This window comes from Shinella zoogloeoides (assembly GCF_033705735.1).
In the GTDB taxonomy this organism is placed as follows: Bacteria; Pseudomonadota; Alphaproteobacteria; order Rhizobiales; family Rhizobiaceae; genus Shinella; species Shinella zoogloeoides_A.
This window is the reverse complement of sequence record NZ_CP131130.1, coordinates 498,539-519,206: the sequence shown is the minus strand read 5'-3', so window position 1 is coordinate 519,206 and position 20,668 is coordinate 498,539. Positions and strand designations below refer to the sequence as shown.

The window sequence follows — 20,668 nt, the reverse complement described above, 5'->3', positions numbered from 1 at the left end:
CGAAATTGCAATTTGCAAAATCATATTGCGCACAATCTAGTTTTGCGCTATCAAATAGCCATCATCAACGACGACAGGAAGGAGACAACCATGCCCATTCTCTACAGGACCAAGGCTTCTGCAACGGGCGGCCGCGCCGGCCATGGCGCAACGGAAGACGGCACCGTCGACGTGACGCTGACCGTGCCGAAGGAACTCGGCGGCGACGGCGCGTCCGGCGCAAACCCGGAAAAGCTCTTCGCGGTCGGCTATTCCGCCTGCTTCCTCGGCGCGCTGAAATTCGTCGCCGGCAAGGAAAAGGTTAAGATCCCGGATGACGCGAAAGTCACCGCGACGGTCGGCATCGGCCCGCGCGAGGACGGCGGCGGCTTCGGCATCGAGGCGGCGCTCGAAGTCTCCGCCCCCGGCGTCGACAAGGCCGTGCTGGAAGACCTCGTCAAGAAGGCCCACGTCGTCTGCCCCTACAGCCACGCCACCCGCGGCAATCTCGACGTCAAGACCACGGTCGCCTGACGCTTCCCTGCCCCGACCGAACGAAAGGCCGTCCGCCCCGCGGGCGGCCTTTCTGTTTCCGGGGAAACAGCGGACGGCGAGGCGGCATGGGACATTCGGATCACCGGATGAGAGAGGCTCGTCCGAACCGATCGGGAGAGACCCATGCGCAAGATCATCGTTTCGTCCGCCATCGCGGCCGTCGCCGCCATTTCCTTCGCTGCCCCTTCCCAGGCCGGCTACTACGGCTACGGCCACAAGCCGCATTGCTTCATCAAGAAGGTGAAGTCCTACGACGACTACGGCAACGTCATCATCAGGAAGTTCAAGGTCTGCAAGTAGTCCCGCGTATGCTGACCTTCGAAAGGGCCCGGATGTGCCTGCATCCGGGCCTTTCGCGTGTAACCGCTCTTGCCGCGCCGCCTCCGGCGCAAGTTTTTGATTGTGGCAAAAGGGTGGAACGTCTAAAGCTGCCCGATCAAAAATTTCAAGAAAAGCCCGCCAGAGCCGCCTATGCAGATCATCGAGACAACCGCAGCCCTTCGCGACGCCTGTGAGACGCTCGCCCGTTCCGAGTATCTGACGATCGACACGGAGTTCCTGCGGGAGACGACGTTCTGGCCGGAGCTCTGCCTGATCCAGCTCGCCGGTCCCGAGACCGAGGTGATCGTCGATCCGCTCGCCAAGGGCCTCGACCTGCAGCCGTTCTTCGAGCTGATGGCCAATCCCGCCGTGCTGAAGGTGTTCCACGCCGCGCGGCAGGACATCGAGATCATCTTCAACCGCGGCGGGCTGATCCCGCATCCGATCTTCGACACGCAGGTCGCCGCCATGGTCTGCGGCTTCGGCGACAGCGTTTCCTACGACCAGCTCGTGCAGAAGATCAAGGGCGTGCATATCGACAAGTCCTCGCGCTTCACCGACTGGAGCCGCCGGCCGCTCACCGACAAGCAGCTCGAATATGCGCTCGCCGACGTGACGCACCTGCGCGACGTCTATCTGGCGCTCAAGGAGAAGCTGGAAAGCGCCGGCCGCTCGCTGTGGCTGACCGAGGAAATGGCGGTGCTGGAATCGCGCGATACCTACGACCTGCATCCGGACGACGCCTGGCGGCGCCTCAAGATGCGCGTCAAGAAGCCGATGGAGCTGGCCGTCCTGCAGAAGGTCGCCGCCTGGCGCGAACGCGAGGCGCGCGCGCGCAACGTGCCGCGCTCGCGCATCCTCAAGGACGACACGATCTACGAGATCGCCCAGCAGCAGCCCGCAGATGCCGAGGCGCTGGCGCGCCTTCGCACCATTCCCAAGGGCTGGGAGCGCTCGCAGTCGGGCGCCGCCCTGCTCGAGGCCATCGGCGAGGCGCTCGCCATTCCCAAGGCCGACCTGCCGCGCCTGCCGCGCCAGAACCATGTGCCCGAGGGTGCGGCCGCCGCCAGCGAGATGCTGAAGGTGCTCCTCAAGATCGTCGCGGAAAAGCAGGGCGTCGCCGCCAAGATCATCGCCAATTCCGACGACCTCGAAAAGATCGCCGTCGATGGCGAAGCCGCCGACGTCGCCGCCCTCCACGGCTGGCGCCGCGACCTCTTCGGCGAGACCGCCCTCAACCTCATCGGCGGCAAGGTGGCCTTGCGCTTCGTCGACCGGAAGATCGAGGCGGTGGAGCTTTAAGCCCTGCGCCGCGCGTGCTCGACAAGGTAGCGGGTCGCAAGACCGATATGCCGCGGGATCGGCTTGTCCTTGCGGTAGGAGGCAACGAGGCGGCGCGAGACTTCGAGCGCGGCCGCCATGCCATCCAGCGACATGCCGAGCTGGTCCATCGCCGCCCTGAAATCCGCATTCTCGAAATCGTCGGATGGCAGCGCCTCGATCCAGACCGCCGAGCATTCGAGGTCGTCCCCCGGCCAGACCAACGCATCCCCCTCCTCGCTGACGGCGAGCACGCGGAAGAGCGCATCGTCCTGCCGAAGCGGGATGAAGATGCGCCGGCTTTCCAGCATCGGGCCGAGATCGACCACCTTGCTCGCCCCGTCACGCCAGACAACGCGCACGCGCCGGCCATCAAGCGCCTCGGCTTTCATGATGCGCGGCAAAGGCCGGCCCACGGAAATGATGTCATCGTTCATTGAAGCGGCGCCACTCACGTTCCAGCAACTCCCTGTTTTCCAAGGCCCAGCGGCACGCCAGATCATAGGACCGGCGGTCGATCGAGCCTGCCAGAACCGCAAGATCGGCAATCCGCACCAGCGCTTCATGTTCCGGCGTCAGGATGCGGAAATGCGGCGGGTTATGGTCGTCGGCGAACATGCGGATCTTCAAGTTTCCGAACATGAAGAGTGTCGGCACATCCAACTCCAGCGATAAAATAGTGCACTCGGCGCACTAAATCAACGATATAGTGCGCCGAGTGCACTTCCTCGTCCAGCCTAGGCGTGCAGCTTCGCGCCCTTCGTGATCCGGTCGACGGTTTTCTTCTCGGCGTGGAGGGCGATGCCGACGATTTTTGCGTCGTCAGGGCCGAACTTTTCGAAGACGGCGCGATTGGCGGCGTCGTGGCCGGTAGCGAACATTTCCTCGATATAGACGGAGGCCGGCACCTCGCGCTCCAGCGCGCGGGCGTGGATCTTCGCGAGGGTCGCGCCGTCGGCGGCCAGAACGATGACGGGCTGGACGCTGAGGGCATTGTAGACATTGCCCCGCGCATCGCGGTAGGCTTCGCCGATCAGCTCCGGCTTCCGGCCGATGATGCCGCCGGACAGGAAGGCGGTGACGTTGAGCTTCTGCCACACCTCCAGATCCTCGCGCAGCACCACGGCGAACTTGGTATCGAACATGCAGGTATTCTCCCGGGAAAAGGCTGCGGACCATTCCGCGGCCAATGCGATAGCAGGCGCGCTCGACGATCCGCTTGAACGTTCGTGCGAGGAGAAGGACCGCATCGTCGTCGCGCCGGAGCTTGCCGGCATCGAGCGCATCGAGGCGCGCTTCCGCGGCAAGGGGTTCGAGCCGCACCGGCACGATACCTATGCGCTCGGCGTCACCATGGCCGGCATCCAGACCTTCCGCTATCGCGGCGAGGCGCGTTTCAGCCCGCCCGGCAACGTGATCGTGCTGCATCCCGACGAGCTGCACGACGGCGGCGCGGGCACCGAGGAAGGCCTCACCTACCGCATGATCTACATCCCGCCGGAGCGCTTCCTGCCGGCGACGGCCGGGCGCGGGCGGACATTGCCCTTCGTTGCCACGCCCGTCGTCGACGATCCGCGCCTTGCGGGCCTGCTGCTCGACGCCATCGGCAGCATGGACGAGACGATCGAGCCGCTGAAGCTGGACGAGATCGTCGGGGAGATCGCGAGCGCCCTCCTCGACCATGCCGGGGCGCCGCAGGCGCGGGCGGGGCGGCTGGCGCGGCCGGAGGTGCAGCGGGCCTGCGATTTCCTGCGAGAAAACCTTTCCCGGCAGGTCGGCTCCGCGGAGCTGGAGGCGGTGACAGGGCTCGACCGCTTCGCGCTTTCCCGCCAGTTCCGCCAGCTCCTCGGCACCAGCCCGCACCGCTATCTCGTCATGCGGCGGCTGGAGCGGGCGAAAGCGCTGATCACGGCCGGCGAGACCATCGCGGAAGCGGCCTTCGCCAGCGGCTTTGCCGACCAGGCGCATCTCAACCGGCACTTCAAGAAGGCGCTCGGCATGACGCCCGGGCGCTTCGCGGCGCTGGCCGCCGGGCACCGGAACTGATCCCTAGAGCATTTCCAGCAAAAGTGCGAAGCGGTTTTGCGTTCGGAAACGCGGCAAAACAAAGAGGTCACGAAAGCGATACCCAACTGTCAAGCCGCGGTCATGCGCGACGCCTATCAAGCGGCGTCGCCTTGCCGACCCGTTTGCAAACCCATGGGGATTTTCATGACCAGGCACCTTTTCGCCACCGCCGCGCTCGCGCTGTTGACGTCCACCGCAACCTTCGCCGCGGAGAAGGAATTTCCGGCCACGCTGAAGGCCCACGCGATCCTTCCGGCCAACACGATCCTCGCCGCGCCGGCCGATGCCGCCGACTACCTGAAGACCTCCGGCAAGTTCACCACGCCCGACCGCAAGCGCGCCGAGGCCCTCGGCAGCATCATGGGCAAGGACGGCGTGCGCGAAACCGGCCTTTCGCTGCCCTTCGACGGCCAGCCGATGCAGGGCTTCTCCGGCATCAAGGCCATGGAGGGCGGCACGTTCTGGACACTCTCGGACAACGGCTTCGGCAACAAGCTGAATTCGACCGACGCCATGCTGATGATCCATCATGTGCGCTTCGACTGGGACAAGGGCACGATGGAGCCGATCAAGACCGTCTTCCTTTCCGATCCCGACAGGAAGGCGCCCTTCCCGATCGTCATGGAAGGCGCGGCGACGCGCTACCTCACGGGCGGCGACTTCGACGTCGAATCCATCCAGCCGGTGGCGGACGGTTTCTGGATCGGCGAGGAATTCGGCCCCTATATCCTGAAATTCGACCTCGACGGCAAGCTGACGGATGTCATCGCCACCGAAGTCGACGGCAAGCCGGTGACCTCGCCGGACAACCCGACGCTTGCCGTGCAGGCCGATCCCTCCAAGAAAATGCCGGCCTTCAACCTCAAGCGCTCCGGCGGCTATGAGGGCCTTGCCATGTCGAAGGACGGCGCGAAGCTCTATGGCCTGCTCGAAGGCCCGATCTGGCTCAACGGCGAGAGCGTCGAACAGGCCGAAGGCCGCCCGGCGCTGCGCATCATCGAGCTCGACGTCGCCTCCAAGGCATGGACGGGCCGGAGCTGGCTCTATCCGCTTTCGGAAGGCGGCGAAGCGATCGGCGACTTCAACATGCTGGACGCGACGACCGCCCTCGTGATCGAGCGCGACAACGGCGCGGGCACCGCCGACAAGGCCTGCGCCGATCCGAAGGACCCGAAGCCGGATTGCTTCGCCCCCGCCTCCAAGGTCAAGCGCATCTACAAGATCGCCATGACCGACGAGAATGCCGGCAAGGCCGTGCGCAAGATCGGCTATATCGACCTCCTCAAGATCGCCGACCCCGACAACAGGAAGCGCCAGGGCGGCGGCGAAGGCTTCTACGACATGCCGTTCGTCACCATCGAGAATGTCGACCGCGTGGACGACACGCACATCATCGTCGGCAACGACAACAACCTGCCCTTCTCCGCCGGCCGCGCGCTGGACAAGGCGGACGACAACGAGTTCGTGCTGCTGGAAGTGGGCGAGTTCCTGAAGGCCGAATGATCGGAGAGCGGGCCGCATCCTCCTTCTCCCCGCAGGCGGGGAGAAGGGGCAGGAGGCGCCGCCGTCTTCTGCAAGTGACGATCCGGGGAGGCGATTTTCCGCTACCGCGGATCGACCAGCCGCAGGATCAACTGGTGCACGTTGCCGCCCTCGCTCATCTCGACCTGGTCGAAATCGCGGCTGCGGGCGCGCTGGGCGTTGGAGAGTTCGCCGAGGCGGGCCTGCAGTTGCGGGCGGATCTTCCGGCAGTCCGGGTCGTTCTCGACCGTCATGCCGACGCTCATCGCCTCGATCTCCCTCACCATGTCCCGGATGAAGTCGCCATGCACCTTCTCGTGCGCGGTGACGCCGGCGAGGAAGGTGTCCCACCGGCCCTTCATCGGCTCGGCGAGCTTGGTTTTCAGCCTGGGCAGCGTGTAGGTGATGATGAGTTTCGGCCGGTTGACCGTGATCACGCAGGCATTGCCCTTGCGCTCGTATTTGCGCGTCCAGGTGAGCTTGAAGCCGGTATGGGCAATGACGCGGGCGACCCCGAGCTTCGGGCCGCGCTCGCCGATCGAGCGGTAGATCTCAAGGCCCGTCGCGCCCTCAACCGTATAGGGCTCCACCCGCTCGACCGCCTGCCAGTCCTGCGCGAACGCACTTGCGGCGAAGAGGAAAACGGCGAGGAAGGACACGATCCGCATGGCGACCTAAAGGTATCTGAAGGCGAGCTTCCTGCCGGTCAGGCGGGCAAGCTGCTGCAGGCGGCCTTCGAGCCGTTCGCCGGCGAGCTCGGCATAGTCCGGCGGCACGACGAGATCGAGGTCGACATCCGCCTGCGTCGACTTGCGGAAGGCAAGGCGCGGCACGACGCCGGGCATGGAGGCCGAGAAAAGATAGACGACGCGCAGCAGGCCGCCGACGAGCTTGGCAAGCTCGCGCAGGCGCGGCGTCGCGACGGCGGCGAGCGAGCTGCTCACCGCATCGTCGTTCAGCCCTTCGAAGCGGTAATAGTTGGTGAGCGCGATGAAGGCGCGGCCGGGATGGGTGATGCCGATGAAGGTGCCGTGCGCGATGAGGTTCAGCGCCTGGAGGCCGCGATAATCGGGATGGGCGCGCCAGCTTATGTCCGCCAGGAGGCAGGCGGCCTCGCGGTAGCGCCGCTCCTCGTCCGTCTCGGTGATGCCGAAGAGCGGCATCATGCGGCCGGTCCATTCGGCAAGCTCGCGGGCATGCTCGGGCGAGCGGGCGCGCAGGATGGCAAGCTCGCCGGCGGCGGCGAGCAGCGGATCGCGCGCCTTCTCGCGCTCGGGCAGCAGCGAATAGAGATAGCCCTCGCGCACGCCCTGCGCGGAGAAGAAGACCCGCGAGGGCTTCATGATGGCGATGGCCTCCTGCATGGCGACGGCGCCGAAGGGCAGGAGGTTGCGGCGGTTCTTGGAGATCGTGGCATAGGCCGCGTCCTTGGGATCCTTGGCCGTGACGATATCCGTCAGGAAATCCATGGCATCGGAAAAGCCGAGCTCGTAACCCTGGATCATATGCAGCGGATAGTTGCGCACCTCCATGTTCAGCGTGCCGATGGCGCGCCAGGTGCCGCCGACGGCATAGAAGGCGCGGCCCGCGCCATTCTTCAGAAGATTGGCGGTGCGCAGATACTTGCGCGCGACGATGCGGGCCTGGGCGGGCGAGCCGCCGGAGGCTTCCGACAGGCGGATGCCGCCGAGCGGCAGGGTGACGCCCTTGCCGATCATGCCGCCGGCGACATCGATCAGCTCCAGCGAGCCGCCGCCGAGGTCGCCGACGATGCCGTCGGTGTCATGGAAGCCGCTGACGATGCCAAGCGCCGAGAAATAGGCCTCCTCCTCGCCCGTCAGCACGCGGACCTTCTGGCCGAGGATCATCTCGGCCTGGTGAATGAAATCGGGGCCGTTCTCCGCCTCGCGCGCGGCGGCGGTCGCCAGCGCGAACATGGTGGAGGCGCGGGCCTGCCTTGAAAGAGCCTTGAAACGGTGGAGAGCTGCAAGCGCCCGGTCGACGCTCGCCTGATCCATGCGGCCCGTTTTAGCGAGGCCCCGGCCGAGGCCGCACATGACCTTCTCGTTGAAGAGAATGGCCGGCGAACGGCTCATGCCCTCGTAGACCACCAGGCGAATCGAGTTGGAGCCGATATCCACGACCGACACCGGGGCAATTCCAGGCAGACGCCCCTGGGCTTCAGATTCGACCATGCATATCCAGTTACTTCTTGCGCCGGCCTTGCCAGCCCGCGATCGCCTTCGGTGCGGAGGACTTCAGGGCTTCACCCCGGCCGGACAGGCTGGGGTTGGTCATGAAGTAGTGCTGAGCGTTGAACGGCTCGGCGCCGGGCTGCACTTCCATGCGCCGGGACGTTCCGTCCGCAAGAATCTCGTAGCTCTGCTGGTTATCGATCAGATTGCCCAGCATGATCTGCGAGAGGACCTGCTCATGCACCGTCCGGTTGATCAGAGGCACGAGTGTCTCGACCCGCCGGTCCAGGTTGCGCGGCATCATGTCCGCCGAGCCTATATAGACCAGCGCCTTGTCCGATGGAAGCCCGTGGCCGTTGCCGAAGCAGAAGATGCGGGAATGTTCGAGGAAGCGGCCGACGATGGACTTGACGCGGATATTGTCGGAAAGCCCCGGAACCTGCGGGCGCAGGCAGCAGATGCCGCGCACCACGAGGTCCACCTCCACGCCCGCCTGGCTGGCGCGGTAGAGCGCATCGATGATGTCGGGATCGACCAGCGAGTTCATCTTCATCCAGATCGCGGCCGGCGCGCCGTTCTTCGCATGGGCGATCTCCTCGTCGATGTGACGCAGGATGCGCGGGCGCAGCGTATAGGGCGAGAAGGCGAGCTTCATGCCGGCCTCCGGCTCGCCGTAGCCGGTGATGAAGTTGAAGATGTTCGCCATGTCGCTGGCGATGGTCGGGTTGCAGGTGAAGAAGGACAGGTCCGTGTAGATCTTCGCCGTGACCGGGTGGTAGTTGCCCGTGCCGAGATGGCAGTAGGTGCGAAGCTTGCCCTCCTCGCGGCGCACGACCATCGACATCTTGGCGTGGGTCTTCAGCTCGATGAAGCCGAAGACGACCTGCACGCCGGCGCGTTCGAGGTCGCGTGCCCAGCGGATGTTGGCCTCCTCGTCGAAGCGGGCCTTCAGCTCCACCAGCGCCGTCACCGACTTGCCGGCCTCGGCGGCATCGATCAGCGCGCGCACGATGGGGCTGTCGTTGGAGGTGCGGTAGAGGGTCTGCTTTATCGCCAGGACGTCAGGATCGCGCGCAGCCTGGAGAAGGAACTGGACCACCACGTCGAAGCTTTCGTAGGGGTGGTGGACGACCATGTCCTTTTCCCGGATGGCGGCGAGGCAGTCTCCGGCGTGTTCTCGGACGCGTTCGGGAAATCGGGCATTGTAGGGCTCGAACCTCAGGTCGTCGCGCGGCGCCTTGGCGATTTCCGACAGCGTGTTGAGGGCGAGCAGGCCCGGCAAGACGGCGACGCGGTTATCCGGCACGTTCAGTTCGCCGACGACGAAGCGCCGCAGCGATTCCGGCATTTCCGAGTCGGTCTCGATGCGGATCACCGAGCCGCGGCGGCGGCGCTTCAGCGCCGTCTCGAAAAAGCGCACGAGGTCTTCCGCCTCTTCCTCCACTTCGATATCGCTGTCGCGGATGATGCGGAACGTACCCGAGCCGCGCACGATATAGCCGGGGAAGAGCTTGCCGATGAAGAGGCCGACCGCATCCTCCAGCGTGATGTAGCGGATCGCGCCGCCGGCATCGGGCAGGCGGATGAAGCGGTCGAGCGCGACGGGCAGGCGCAGGAGCGCCGTCATCGGCTCCTTGCCCATCGTGCTTTCGAGCTGCAGGCCGATGGAGAAGCCGAGATTGGGGATGAAGGGGAACGGGTGCGCCGGGTCGATGGAAAGCGGCGTCAGCACCGGGAAGATCGACTGGGTGAATTCCTGTTGCAGCCAGACCCTGTCGTCGCTGGAAAGCGCCGTCGGGCGGACGATGAGAATGTCTTCCTTGGCGAGATATTGCTGGAGCACGGCGAGCGAGGCCTGCTGCTCCATCTGGAGATTGTCGATCTCCTTCAGGATATCGTCGAGCTGCTCGGCCGAGGTCTTGCCGTCCGGGCTGCGGATGCCGACGCCCTGGCGCACCTGCCCTTCGAGGCCGGCGACGCGCACCATGAAGAACTCGTCGAGGTTGGCGGCGGAGATCGACAGGAACCGCACGCGCTCCAGCAGCGGATGGGCGGTGTTCAGCGTTTCTTCCAGGACGCGGCGGTTAAACTGGAGCCAGGAGAATTCGCGGTTGATGAAGCGCTCGGGGCTTGCCATCAGCGCTTCGATATCGACGGAAGCGCCATCGGGGCGCGCGCCCTCGGCGGGCTTTTCCTGAGAAAGATCGGAAGTCGCTGTATCCATTGGATGTTCCGCCCGGTTGGCCACCTGTTCGACGCAGCTTCGAACGGGAAACGATTTATGCTTTTCCACGAAGCGCTTAGCGCAGTTTGACGACAGAACTGTGACAGTCAATCGGGGGCGGTGGAATTCGGGGGACAATCGTGTGTGGAGCCTTGCCCCTCACCCTAGCCCTCTCCCCGCAAGCGGGGAGAGGGGACGTGCCCCACGCAGCGTTGAAAGTTTGGGAAACGAGTGCGGCATATCCCCTTCTCCCCGCAGCCAAGGAGAAGGTGGCCGGCAGGCCGGATGAGGGGCCCGGTCTTCGCAGGCCTTCGCACACCCCTGCCCCCGACCTATTCCTCGAAATCCCCGCCGCCCACCATCTCGCCCAGCACCTCCTGCGCCAGCGCCCGCGTGATGCGGCTGCCGCGGGCGAGCGCGAGGCGGTCGAGCCGTTCCACCAGCGTCTGCGCGGCCTCCAGCGAGCGCTCCATGCGCGCGACGATATAGGCCACCAGCTTCTCGTCGACGAAGAGCTGGCGGTCGGCGAAAAGCTTGACGATGACCTGGGAGAGCAGTTCGTCGTCCGGCTCGCCGATCTCCACCACCGTCGCCGCCTTGAGGCGCGAGCGCAGGTCCGGAAGGTCGACCGGCCAGGACATCGGCCAGAGCCGGCTGGTGATGAGCAGCGTGTGGCCGTTCTGGCGCACATTGTTGATGACGTGGAAGAGCGTGCGGTCGTCGAAGCCCTTGCGGTCGGCATCCTCGATGAGGACGGGGCCGTGCTCGGCCGCCGCTTCCGCCCCCCTGCCCGGCTCCGGCTCGATCAGCGCCGCGCCGGCCTTCTCGCGCCAGATCGCGGCAAGGTGCGACTTGCCCGAGCCGATCGGCCCGGCGATGATGACGACAGGCGCCGGCCAGTGCGGCCAGGCGTCGATCATCGCCACCGCCGCATCGACGGGCTCGGCGACGAGCAGGTCGTCGCGGCCCGTCGCGGGATCGTGCCCGAAGGCCAGCGGCAACTGTTCGGCTGTCTTGCGCGACGTCATGGACATTACTCGGTACTCTGAACTCTTGCCGCCTACTCGTCTTCCGGCGTGCTCTCTTCGAGAAGGATGGGCTTGCTGCTGCCGTAATAGAGGTCGCTGTCAAGGTAGCGCCTGAGGCCGAAGCGGACAAGCACGCCCACGGCGGCGGCCGCCGGCACCGCGATCATCAGCCCAACGAAGCCGAAGAGCGCGCCGAAGGCGACGAGCGCGAACATCAGCCACACCGGATGCAGCCCGACGCGCGAGCCGACGAGCTTCGGCTGGAGGATGTTGCCCTCGATGAACTGGCCGGAGAAGAAGATGACGGCGACGAGCACGACCATCCAGTAGTCCGGCCAGAACTGCACGACGGCGACGCCGATGGCGAGCACCAGCCCGACCAGCGAGCCGACATAGGGAATGAAGCTGATGAGGCCGGCGAAGAGGCCGATCAGCAGGCCGAAATTGAGGCCGGCGAAGGAAAGGCCGATGCCGTAGTAAAGGCCGAGGATGATGCAGATGGAGCCCTGCCCGCGCACGAAGCCGGCGATCGCCGCGTCCATCTCGGACGCGATCTGGCGGACATTGTCGACATAGTCGCGCGGCACCCAGCTGTCCACCTTGGCGATCATGCGGTCCCAGTCGAGCAGGAGATAGAAGGCGACGACGGGGGTGACGACCAGCAGCGAGACGATGTTGACCAGCGCCATGCCGGAATTCCAGAGCTGCTTGAACACCGTGCCCAGGAAGCCCGCGCCCTCGGCGAGGATCGAGGAGAAGCTCTGCTTGATCGTGCCCATCTGGCTGCTGATCCATTTGGGCAGGAGGTCGGGATTGAAGCTCGCCACCAGTTCCTGGAGCTGCGTGACGTAGCCCGGCAGCTTTTCGAGGAAATCGGCGGCCTGGGTCGCCAGCAGCGGGATGACGATCATCAGCGACAGCGCGAAGAGCACGACGAAGGTGATGAGGATCACCACCGTCGCCATCATGCGGGACAGGCCGATGCGCTCCAGCCGGTCCGCCACCGGATCGAGGAAATAGGCGAGCGCCATGCCGGCGATGAAGGGCAGCAGGATATCGGAGAAGACGAGCAGGAAGAGGACGAAGCAAACGAGCGCGATGAGCCAGAACACCGCCTGCCGCTTCAATCCCGCGCCGCTGATATGGGCTGCCATCGTGCTTTATCCCGTGTTCCGCCACTGTCTGGAGACGAGATAGGATGCGGGCTGGAGAAAGGTCAAGGCTCGGCGAACAGGGGGAACGCTGCGTTTTCGTGCGGGAAGCGGGTTATTCCCCCTGCCGGCGGCTCTTCCTGAAGGGAAACGGGCCGCGCCGTTTTCCCCCGTTTCCACATGGGCGGGCGGCACGCTTCCACCTGCATGGCCATTTCCTATGGAATTCGACGTTGCCCTCCTCCCATATGACAGCCCGGCCGCCTGCGAGAACGCCTGAAGAGCCATGCTCCCTGCTACGGCCCGACCCGAAGATCGAATCAGCCCCCCCCAACCCCTTGCCAGACCCCTTTTCCACCCGCACCGGGCGCGAAGAATATGGCACGTCTACCTCCACGTTTCCTTCGCCCGCGATATTCCCGCCCGCGCCGCCGGGAAGGCATGCCTCGCGCCAGCCTGACCTGCAAATTAACCTTTTGTTAACCATTTCACCGCTACACCGGAGCTACCGAAAATTAACCAAGATGACTGACGTGTTAACTCAACCCCGGCCGATCCGCCTCAAGGGGCGGTCCTTCCTTGCGCTTGCGCTGACCCCGGAGCTGCCCTTCGCGGACTGGCTGCGGCGGCTCGACGACCTCGCCGCCCGTTCGGCAGGCTTCTTCCTTCGCCGGCCGGTGGTGCTGGACGTCGAGGGACTGGATATCGACCGGGCGGAGCTGCGCGAGCTGGTCGACCAGCTCAATGCGCGCAATGTGCGCGTCATGGGCATCGAGGGCGCGCGCTCCTCGCTGCTCGGCCCCGACATGCCGCCGGCCATGACCGACGGACGCCCGGCCGCCGATATCGAGGCGCCGGAAAAGGCCTCTGCGGAGCCGGTGGAAGCGGCTGAGCCGGTCAGGAATGTTGCGCCCGTCGCCGCGACGCCCGTCCAGACGACGCCGTCGCTGGTTGTCTCGCGGCCGGTGCGCTCGGGCCAGTCGATCTTCTTCCCGGAGGGGGACGTCACCATCATCGGCTCGGTGGCCTCCGGGGCGGAGATCGTCGCGGGCGGCTCCATCCACGTCTACGGCCCCCTGCGCGGCCGGGCGCTGGCGGGGTCCACCGGCAATGCCTCGGCGCGCATCTTCTGCCGCAAGCTCGAGGCCGAGCTGATCGCCATCGACGGGTTCTACAAGACGGCGGACGACATGGAGCCGGAGCTGCGGGGCAAGCCCGGGCAGGTCTGGCTGGAAGGCGAAACAATCAAGGCCGCGACACTCGGCTGACGAAATCCAATGGACTGGAGAGACATATGGGCAAGGTAATCGTGGTCACATCGGGCAAGGGCGGCGTCGGCAAGACGACGTCGTCGGCCGCATTGGGCGCCGCGCTGGCGCAGAACGGCGAGAAGGTCGTCGTCGTGGACTTCGACGTCGGCCTGCGCAATCTCGACCTCGTCATGGGCGCCGAGCGCCGCGTCGTCTACGATCTCGTCAACGTCATCCAGGGCGAGGCCAAGCTGACGCAGGCGCTGATCCGCGACAAGCGCCTGGAATCGCTCTACCTGCTGCCGGCCTCGCAGACCCGCGACAAGGACAACCTGACGCCCGAAGGCGTCGAGAAGGTCATCGCGGCCCTCAAGAACGCCTTCGACTGGGTGATCTGCGACAGCCCGGCCGGCATCGAGCGCGGCGCGACGCTCGCCATGCGCCATGCCGACGTCGCCATCGTCGTCACCAATCCGGAAGTCTCGTCCGTGCGCGACTCGGACCGCATCATCGGCCTTCTCGATTCCAAGACGCTGAAGGCGGAGAACGGCGAACGCATCGAGAAGCACCTGCTGCTGACCCGCTACGACGCCGTGCGCGCCGAGCGCGGCGACATGCTGAAGGTCGACGACGTGCTGGAAATCCTCTCCATCCCGCTGCTCGGTATCATCCCGGAAAGCATGGACGTGCTGCGCGCGTCGAACGTCGGCGCGCCCGTGACGCTCGCCGACGGCCGCAGCGCCCCGGCACTCGCCTATTTCGAAGCGACCCGCCGCCTCAAGGGCGAAACCCTGCCCGTCACCATCCCCGGCGACAAGCGCAGCTTCCTCGGCAAGATCTTCGGAAGGAAAGCGGCATGAACCCGTTCCGTTTCTTCTCCCGCGGCCAGTCGGCCCCCGCAGCGCGCGAGCGCCTGCAGGTGCTGCTCGCCCATGAGCGGGCCTCCACCGGCGACTCGGACCTCGTCAACAAGCTGCGCGACGAAATCCTGAAGGCGATTTCCAAGCACATGCAGGTCGACGACGAGAAGGTTTCCATCAAGATGGAACGCGGCGCGCAGGTCTCCACGCTTGCCGTCGACATCGAGATCCCGTTCGATCCCACCAAGAAGGCGGCCTGACGGCCGCCCTCCCCTCGCGCCCGTGCATCTGGCGGATGCCGGGCACCGATCCCGCACCATCGAAGGACAGCGACCTCGCCACCGGCCTCCATTGGGGGCCGATACCCCATTTTCAACATCCAAGTTCAAGGAGAATGTCATGACCCGTTTCGCGCTTCTGGAAAGACTGAAGGCAGTCCAACGGATGCCCAAATACCAGGGACGTGACATCACCACCATCAGCGCCATCCTCTCCAACCAGGCGCTGGAACGACATGTGGAAGTCTGCGAGCAGGCGGCGGGCGTCATGATCCCGCCCGAAGAGCCGCCCGCAAGGACGAACTGAGCCCCTGCGGGGCAGATGTCGCAACTGCGCCATTTTGTCGCCTTTGAACGACCGCCCTTTCCAGCAGGAAGGGCGGTCGTCCTTTTTGCGACATGGTTAACGATTGGTTTTTCAACCTTTCGCACCCCTCCTCCCAAATCCTTTCCGGCACCGGCGGACCGTGCGGCGGTCAATGCCGTCCGGGCCTTGATATTTTAAAAGTTGACTCTTTAACTCATGAATAATATCGCCGATCGCATCCGCGCTGCGGATTGTCGAATTGGAGATATTTATGAACATTGTTAAAGGGTTAGCCGGGCCGCTAGCAGCGGTGGCCGTGGGGGTCGCGCATGCCCATGCCACCGATATTCGTGGCTTCACCGAATTCGAAGGCCGCTGGCTCGGGGGCGAGGCGGCGGGCAATCTCGGCATCATGCTGCCGTTCCGCCTCGACGATGGCCAGGCGTTCTTCCTCGACCTCAGCGGCGCTTTCGTCGAAGGCGGCATCCGGCAGGGCTCGCTCGGCGTGGGCTACCGCTTCGGGACGCCGGGCCAGTGGACGTTCGGCCTCTACGGCTATTACGACTATCTCAGTTCCAGCTACGGCAACGATTTCCACCAGCTCTCCTTCGGCGCCGAGGCGCTCGGCCCCGTCTTCGAGACCCGCGCCAACATCTACCTGCCGCAGCACGGCAGCAAGGCGGCCGACGGAGCTGGCCGAGGCGTGATCAGCAACGGCGCGCTGAAGTTCCGTGCCGGGCGCGAGGAAGGCCGCACGGGCGCGGATGCCGAAGTCGGCGTCAAGGTTCCCGGCATCTCGCCGGACGGAAACGCCGAGCTGAAGCTCTTCGCCGGAAGCTACTGGTACGACGGCCGCAATGTCAGCGACATGTTCGGCGCCAAGCTGCGCGCGGAACTCACCATCGCCAATGTCGCCGGCCTTCCTTCCGGCTCGACGCTCGCCTTCGGCGCAAGCGCCGCCTACGACAACGAGGACAAGCTGACCGGCGGCGTGATGGCGCGGCTTCGCATTCCGTTCGGCGCACCGGCGGGCGAAGCGGTCGATCCGTTCGACCCCATGACGCAGGCCGTGCGGCGCAATGCGGGCATCCGCACCGAGGTCGCCGCGAGCGGCGCGCTGGAAGACGCCGTCTTCGTCTTCAACGGGCAGACCGTCGACACCGTGCTGAACATTTCCGGCGCGAGCGGCGATGCCGCGGCCATCAACGCCCTCCTTGCCGGCGCAGGAACCGGCGCGCTGGTGCTGGCGGACGGCAATATCGGCCTCAACGGCTCGCTGATGCTCGGCGAGGGCCAGGCCCTGCTCGGCGGCGGGGGAACGCTGGCGCTGCGCGGCGCTTCGAGCCGGAGCGGCGGCGTCTTCACCAATAGCGGGGCGGCGACGACGCTGACCGGCTACGATCCGGCGCAGGACGTCGTGACGATGGCCTCGAACAGCATGCTCTCCACGCTTTCGGTCACCGGCGGGCTTGCCGGCATCGGCAGCACCGGCACGGCCGGCCTCACCATCGACCGGGTCGACGTTTCGGGAACCGCGCAGGACGGCATCCGCCTGACGCGCGTCGACGGCGCGGTGATCGAGAACAGCGCCATCCACGACCTTTACATCTGCACCAACAACACGACCTGCGAATTTGCCGTCGGCGACCCGAACCGCGCGCCCTTTGCCGCGATCAGCGCCCATGGCACGAAGAACCTCACGGTCCGCGACACGGCGATCGACAACGTCACCTACGGCATCTTCGCCGGCAGCGCGATCGACGACAGCGACTGGCCGCCGGTGATCACCGACCTTGCCAGCAACATCACGATCGACAATGTGACGATCACCCGCTCGCGCCGCGAGGGCATCCTCCTCGTCGCGGCCGACGACGTGACCATGAACAGGGTGACGATCGACAACACGGAGCAGGACCGCGACATGGACCTCGTCGTGCTGCAGGGCACGTCGAATGTCCGGATCACCGACATGTCGCTGAAGGGCGGCATCAACGGCCTGATGCTCGTCACCGCCTCCACGCTGCCGGACGAGGCGCAGACGACGAATGTCAGTGTGGACGGCCTGAAGATCGACGGCACCACCAATGCCGGCATCTTCTTCAACCCGGTCTCCGGCATCGACCTGAAGAACGTGACGATCACCAATGCCGGCACCTACGGCATGTTCCTCTATGGCGACGAGTGGGGCTTCATGGGCGGCCCGGTCTCCGACATCACCTTCGAGAATGTGGTGATCGACAATGCCAGGACGGCCGGCCTCTACTTCATGGGGCCGACGGAAGACCTTGCCGGCAGCGTCACCGTCAGGAACACGCCGCGCGATTGCAAATCCGATGCGTCATGGAACGGCGGCCTCAGCGGCTCGATCGACCAGCCCGGCGGCTCGGTCTTCATCGTGAACGGCAAGGAGATCGGCCCCGCCACCTTCGCCGCCCGTTGCGGCTGAAGCCGATGACGCCATCCCCGCGGCTCCGGCCGCGGGGATGGCGATACCATGCTAGCGGGCGAACTTCCGCGCGCCGGCCACGCAGAGCACGATGGCGAGCGTCGTGAAGACCATCAGCGGGCTCACCTTCTCGTGCAGCAGGCCGGCGGCGAGCAGCAGGCCGAAGAAGGGCTGCAGAAGCTGCAACTGGCCGACCGCCGCGATGCCGCCGAGGGCAAGGCCGCGATACCAGAAGATGAAGCCGATCAGCATGCTGAAGACCGAGACATAGGCGAGCCCCGCCCAGGCATCGCCGGCGATGCCTGCCCAGCTTTCGGGAAGCCGGAAGAGCCCGATCACCACCATCACCGGCAGCGACAGCACCAGCGCCCAGGAGATGACCTGCCAGCCGCCCAGCCGGCGCGACAGCGCCGCACCCTCCGCATAGCCAAGGCCGCAGACGACGACGGCGGCGACCATCAGCAGGTCGCCGACAAGCGAGACCTCCGCGCCGGAATTGAGCGCGAAGCCCACCACCGTCGCGCTGCCGAGAATGGAAAACAGCCAGAAGAGCGGCTTCGGCCGCTCCCCGCCGCGCAGCACGCCGAAAACGGCGGTGGAGAGCGGCAGGAGGCCGATGAAGACGATGGAATGCGCCGAGGTGATATATTGCAGCGCAATCGCCGTCAGCAGCGGAAAGCCGACGACGACGCCGAGCGCGATGATGACGAGCGAAAAGAGATCGTCCCGCGACGGCTTCGGCTGGCGCAGCACGAAGAGCAGCGCGCCGCCGAGCAGCGCGGCGATGACCGCCCGCGCCGATGTCAGGAAGATCGGCGAAAAGCCGGATACCGCGATGCGCGTCGCCGGCAGCGATCCGCTGAAGATGATGACCCCGAGCAGCCCGCTGCCCCAACCGTCCGTCGCTGTTTTCATGATACCTCGCATTCGCCCTCTCGATACATCGGGGGGACTGGCGGCGGCAGGAACAAAACCGTACAATTATGGCAAACTGTATTGGTATGGAGAGTCATACAATGACCGAAATCTCCGCCGGCAGCCGGACCCTCGACGTCATGGCGGCGATCCGCGGCCGCATTGCCGGCCGCGCCCTCGCCCCGGGCGACCGGCTTCCCTCGATCCGGCGCTTCGCCGCGACGATGGGCGTCTCGCCCTCGACGGTCGTCGAGGCCTATGACCGCCTCGCGGCGGAAGGGCTGATCCGGGCGCAGCGGGGTTCGGGCTTCTATGTCGCGAGCAGCGCCCAGCCGCCGCTGAAACTTTCGGCGGAAACCCCGAAGGCGCGGGCGGTGGATCCCTTCTGGGTCTCCCGGCAGGCGCTCGATGCGGGCGAGGCCGTGCTCAAGCCGGGCTGCGGCTGGCTGCCTTCCGACTGGATGCCGGACGCGGCGCTGCGCCGCGCCATCCGCAGCCTTGCGCGCAGCGACAGCGACTTCCTCGCCTATTACGGCAGCACGCGCGGCTCGCCGGCGCTGCGCCGGCTGCTGCTCGGCCGCCTCACCGAAGACGGCATCGCGGCGGGGCCGGACCACCTGATGCTGACCAATACGGGCACGCAGGCGCTCGACCTGATCTGCCGCTTCCTGTTGCGGCAGGGCGACACCGTGCTGGTCGACGATCCCTGCTATTTCAATTTCCAGGCTTTGCTGAAGGCCCATCAGGTGAGTGTCGTCGGCGTGCCCTATTCGACCTCGGGCCCCGATGTCGCCGCCTTCGAGGCGCTGCTTGCCGCCGCGCGGCCGCGGCTCTACATCACCAATTCCGCCATCCACAATCCGACGGGCGCCACGCTCTCGCCGCAGGTCGCCCACCGGCTTCTCAACGCCGCCGGGGCGATCGACATGGCCATCGTGGAGGACGAGATCGTCGCCGATTTCGAGCCGGAGCCCTCGACCCGGCTTGCCGCGCTCGACGGGCTTTCCCGCGTCATCCGCATCGGCAGCTATTCCAAGACGCTCTCCGCCTCGGCGCGCTGCGGCTATATCGCGGCGCGGCCGGACTGGATCGAGGGGCTGGTCGACCTCCAGATCGCCACCAATTTCGGCGGGCCCAACCCGATTTCCGCGGAGATCATCGCCCACATGCTGTCGGGCGGCGGCTACCGCAAGCACATGGAGGAACTGCGCCGCCGGCTGGTGCGGGTGCGGCGCGAGACGGTGGAGCGGCTGCAGCGGCTCGGCATCGAGCCCTGGCTCCTGCCACGCGGCGGCTTCAACCTCTGGTGCCGCCTGCCGGAAGGGCTGGATTCAGCGCTCGTCGCGCAGGCCGCCGTCGCCGAAGGCGTGGTCCTCGCCCCCGGCAACGTCTTCAGCATCTCGCAGAGCGCGGCCGGCTTCATGCGCTTCAACGTCGCCCATATGCAGGACCCGCGGGTCTACGAGGTCCTCGCCCGGGCGATGAGACACGCAGCCTAGCTCTTGGCCTCCTGCAGGATATTGCCGCCGTCGACGACGAGGACCGCGCCGTTGATGTAGCTCGCCTTCGGCGAGGCGAGGAAGGCGACGGCGGCCGCAACCTCTTCGGGCCGTCCCGCCCGGCCAAGCGGCGTTGCCCTTGCGGCACGGCGCTCCTCTTCCGTGGAGGCGCCGGTCTCGATCCAGCCCGGCGCGACGGCATTGATGGTGACGCCCTGCGGCCCCGCCTCCAGCGCCAGCGCATGGGTCATGCCGACCATGCCGGCCTTGGCGGCGGAATAGGCCGTCTCGCCGCGATTGGCGACATAGGGGCCGGTCACGGAGGCGACGTTGACCACGCGGCCGTAGCCGTCCGCCAGCATGTCCGGCAGGTAGATGCGGGTCGCAAGGAAGGCCGTCTTGAGGCTGGCGGTGATGCCGCGGTCCCAGTCCTCTTCCTCAAGCTGCACGAATTCGCGCTGCAGGGCGGGCTGGGCGAGGTTGCCCATGCCGGCATTGTTGACGAGCACCGAAGCGGGGCCGGTTTCCTGCCGGAGCCTTTCCACCGCCGCCCGCAAGGTCAGGTCGCAGAGGTGGCCCGTCGCCGGAAAGCCCGCCCGGCGCAGTTCCTCCGCGCGGACGAGGACCCGCTCGCCGATCGCGACGAGATGGACGTGGAAGCCCTCCTCCGCAAGGCTGCGGGCGCAGGCAAGGCCGATGCCGTCCTCGGCGCCCGCGCCGGTGATGATTGCCGTCTGGCGCTGCATGTCCTT

21 protein-coding genes are annotated in these 20,668 nt (G+C 66.1%); 11 read left to right on the top strand and 10 right to left on the bottom strand.

The features are described from left to right. Positions 1-90: 90 nt before the first annotated feature. From ShzoTeo12_RS02555 to rnd, 3 genes are all read left to right on the top strand, one after another. Positions 91-513 (top strand): organic hydroperoxide resistance protein, encoded by a 423-nt coding sequence (locus ShzoTeo12_RS02555; RefSeq protein WP_119258233.1) that lies wholly within the window; start codon positions 91-93, stop codon positions 511-513. 144 nt (positions 514-657) lie between these two features. Next, positions 658-834, top strand: a complete 177-nt coding sequence (locus ShzoTeo12_RS02550) for a hypothetical protein (protein WP_318911173.1) — start codon at positions 658-660, stop codon at positions 832-834. Positions 835-1,011: 177 nt separating this feature from the next. Continuing rightward, positions 1,012-2,157 (top strand): ribonuclease D, encoded by a 1,146-nt coding sequence (rnd, locus tag ShzoTeo12_RS02545; protein ID WP_318912357.1) that lies wholly within the window; start codon positions 1,012-1,014, stop codon positions 2,155-2,157. Here the strand turns inward: rnd and ShzoTeo12_RS02540 are convergent. The 3 genes from ShzoTeo12_RS02540 to ShzoTeo12_RS02530 form a co-directional block, all read right to left on the bottom strand. Further along, positions 2,154-2,612 (bottom strand): DUF2442 domain-containing protein, encoded by a 459-nt coding sequence (locus ShzoTeo12_RS02540; protein ID WP_162911476.1) that lies wholly within the window; start codon positions 2,610-2,612, stop codon positions 2,154-2,156. The two genes, rnd and ShzoTeo12_RS02540, sit on opposite strands and share 4 nt — an antisense overlap. Further along, positions 2,602-2,793, bottom strand: a complete 192-nt coding sequence (locus ShzoTeo12_RS02535) for a DUF4160 domain-containing protein (RefSeq protein ID WP_318911172.1) — start codon at positions 2,791-2,793, stop codon at positions 2,602-2,604. The genes ShzoTeo12_RS02540 and ShzoTeo12_RS02535 overlap by 11 nt, the downstream gene beginning before the upstream one ends. Positions 2,794-2,912: 119 nt before the next feature. Next, positions 2,913-3,320, bottom strand: coding sequence for a DUF2000 family protein (locus ShzoTeo12_RS02530; RefSeq protein ID WP_318911171.1), 408 nt, complete (start codon positions 3,318-3,320; stop codon positions 2,913-2,915). Between ShzoTeo12_RS02530 and ShzoTeo12_RS02525 the strand changes: the two genes are divergently transcribed. Next, on the top strand, positions 3,319-4,221 hold the full coding sequence (locus ShzoTeo12_RS02525; protein WP_318911170.1) for an AraC family transcriptional regulator: 903 nt from the start codon (positions 3,319-3,321) through the stop codon (positions 4,219-4,221). The two genes, ShzoTeo12_RS02530 and ShzoTeo12_RS02525, sit on opposite strands and share 2 nt — an antisense overlap. A 165-nt stretch (positions 4,222-4,386) precedes the next feature. Further along, positions 4,387-5,745 (top strand): esterase-like activity of phytase family protein, encoded by a 1,359-nt coding sequence (locus tag ShzoTeo12_RS02520; RefSeq protein ID WP_318911169.1) that lies wholly within the window; start codon positions 4,387-4,389, stop codon positions 5,743-5,745. A 101-nt stretch (positions 5,746-5,846) separates the two neighbouring features. Here ShzoTeo12_RS02520 and ShzoTeo12_RS02515 read toward each other — a convergent pair whose 3' ends face one another. The 5 genes from ShzoTeo12_RS02515 to ShzoTeo12_RS02495 all read right to left on the bottom strand — a co-directional run bounded on the left by ShzoTeo12_RS02515 (position 5,847) and on the right by ShzoTeo12_RS02495 (position 12,364). After that, entirely contained in the window at positions 5,847-6,431 is a 585-nt protein-coding gene (locus tag ShzoTeo12_RS02515; RefSeq protein WP_318911168.1) for a DUF922 domain-containing Zn-dependent protease, read from the bottom strand. Positions 6,432-6,437: 6 nt separating this feature from the next. Next, positions 6,438-7,958, bottom strand: a complete 1,521-nt coding sequence (locus tag ShzoTeo12_RS02510) for a Ppx/GppA family phosphatase (protein ID WP_119258156.1) — start codon at positions 7,956-7,958, stop codon at positions 6,438-6,440. Between the two features lie 10 nt (positions 7,959-7,968). Beyond that, positions 7,969-10,182: an RNA degradosome polyphosphate kinase gene (locus ShzoTeo12_RS02505; protein ID WP_413251113.1), complete on the bottom strand. Its 2,214-nt coding sequence runs from the start codon at positions 10,180-10,182 to the stop codon at positions 7,969-7,971. Between the two features lie 332 nt (positions 10,183-10,514). Further along, positions 10,515-11,210, bottom strand: coding sequence for a DnaA regulatory inactivator HdaA (gene hdaA / locus ShzoTeo12_RS02500; RefSeq protein ID WP_318911167.1), 696 nt, complete (start codon positions 11,208-11,210; stop codon positions 10,515-10,517). A gap of 32 nt (positions 11,211-11,242) precedes the next feature. Continuing rightward, entirely contained in the window at positions 11,243-12,364 is a 1,122-nt protein-coding gene (locus ShzoTeo12_RS02495) for an AI-2E family transporter (RefSeq protein ID WP_119258153.1), read from the bottom strand. Between the two features lie 521 nt (positions 12,365-12,885). On the opposite strand from ShzoTeo12_RS02495, the gene minC reads away from it, so the two are divergent. The 5 genes from minC to ShzoTeo12_RS02470 all read left to right on the top strand — a co-directional run bounded on the left by minC (position 12,886) and on the right by ShzoTeo12_RS02470 (position 17,502). Then, positions 12,886-13,629: a septum site-determining protein MinC gene (minC, locus tag ShzoTeo12_RS02490; RefSeq protein ID WP_318911166.1), complete on the top strand. Its 744-nt coding sequence runs from the start codon at positions 12,886-12,888 to the stop codon at positions 13,627-13,629. A gap of 26 nt (positions 13,630-13,655) precedes the next feature. Continuing rightward, entirely contained in the window at positions 13,656-14,471 is an 816-nt protein-coding gene (minD, locus tag ShzoTeo12_RS02485) for a septum site-determining protein MinD (protein WP_119258151.1), read from the top strand. After that, positions 14,468-14,731 (top strand): cell division topological specificity factor MinE, encoded by a 264-nt coding sequence (minE, locus tag ShzoTeo12_RS02480; RefSeq protein WP_119258150.1) that lies wholly within the window; start codon positions 14,468-14,470, stop codon positions 14,729-14,731. The genes minD and minE overlap by 4 nt, the downstream gene beginning before the upstream one ends. A gap of 139 nt (positions 14,732-14,870) precedes the next feature. Next, positions 14,871-15,056: a hypothetical protein gene (locus tag ShzoTeo12_RS02475; protein ID WP_318911165.1), complete on the top strand. Its 186-nt coding sequence runs from the start codon at positions 14,871-14,873 to the stop codon at positions 15,054-15,056. 271 nt (positions 15,057-15,327) lie between these two features. Then, positions 15,328-17,502, top strand: a complete 2,175-nt coding sequence (locus tag ShzoTeo12_RS02470) for a right-handed parallel beta-helix repeat-containing protein (RefSeq protein ID WP_318911164.1) — start codon at positions 15,328-15,330, stop codon at positions 17,500-17,502. A 51-nt stretch (positions 17,503-17,553) separates the two neighbouring features. On the opposite strand, the gene ShzoTeo12_RS02465 is transcribed toward ShzoTeo12_RS02470, so the two are convergent. Continuing rightward, a complete protein-coding gene (locus ShzoTeo12_RS02465; RefSeq protein WP_318911163.1) occupies positions 17,554-18,417 on the bottom strand; it encodes a DMT family transporter in 864 nt (287 codons plus the stop codon). A gap of 101 nt (positions 18,418-18,518) precedes the next feature. Between ShzoTeo12_RS02465 and ShzoTeo12_RS02460 the strand changes: the two genes are divergently transcribed. Then, positions 18,519-19,916 carry a PLP-dependent aminotransferase family protein gene (locus ShzoTeo12_RS02460; RefSeq protein WP_318911162.1) on the top strand — a complete coding sequence of 466 codons (1,398 nt, stop codon included), beginning with the start codon at positions 18,519-18,521 and terminating at the stop codon, positions 19,914-19,916. Here ShzoTeo12_RS02460 and ShzoTeo12_RS02455 read toward each other — a convergent pair. After that, on the bottom strand, positions 19,913-20,662 hold the full coding sequence (locus tag ShzoTeo12_RS02455; protein ID WP_318911161.1) for an SDR family NAD(P)-dependent oxidoreductase: 750 nt from the start codon (positions 20,660-20,662) through the stop codon (positions 19,913-19,915). The two genes, ShzoTeo12_RS02460 and ShzoTeo12_RS02455, sit on opposite strands and share 4 nt — an antisense overlap. Positions 20,663-20,668 lie beyond the last annotated feature (6 nt).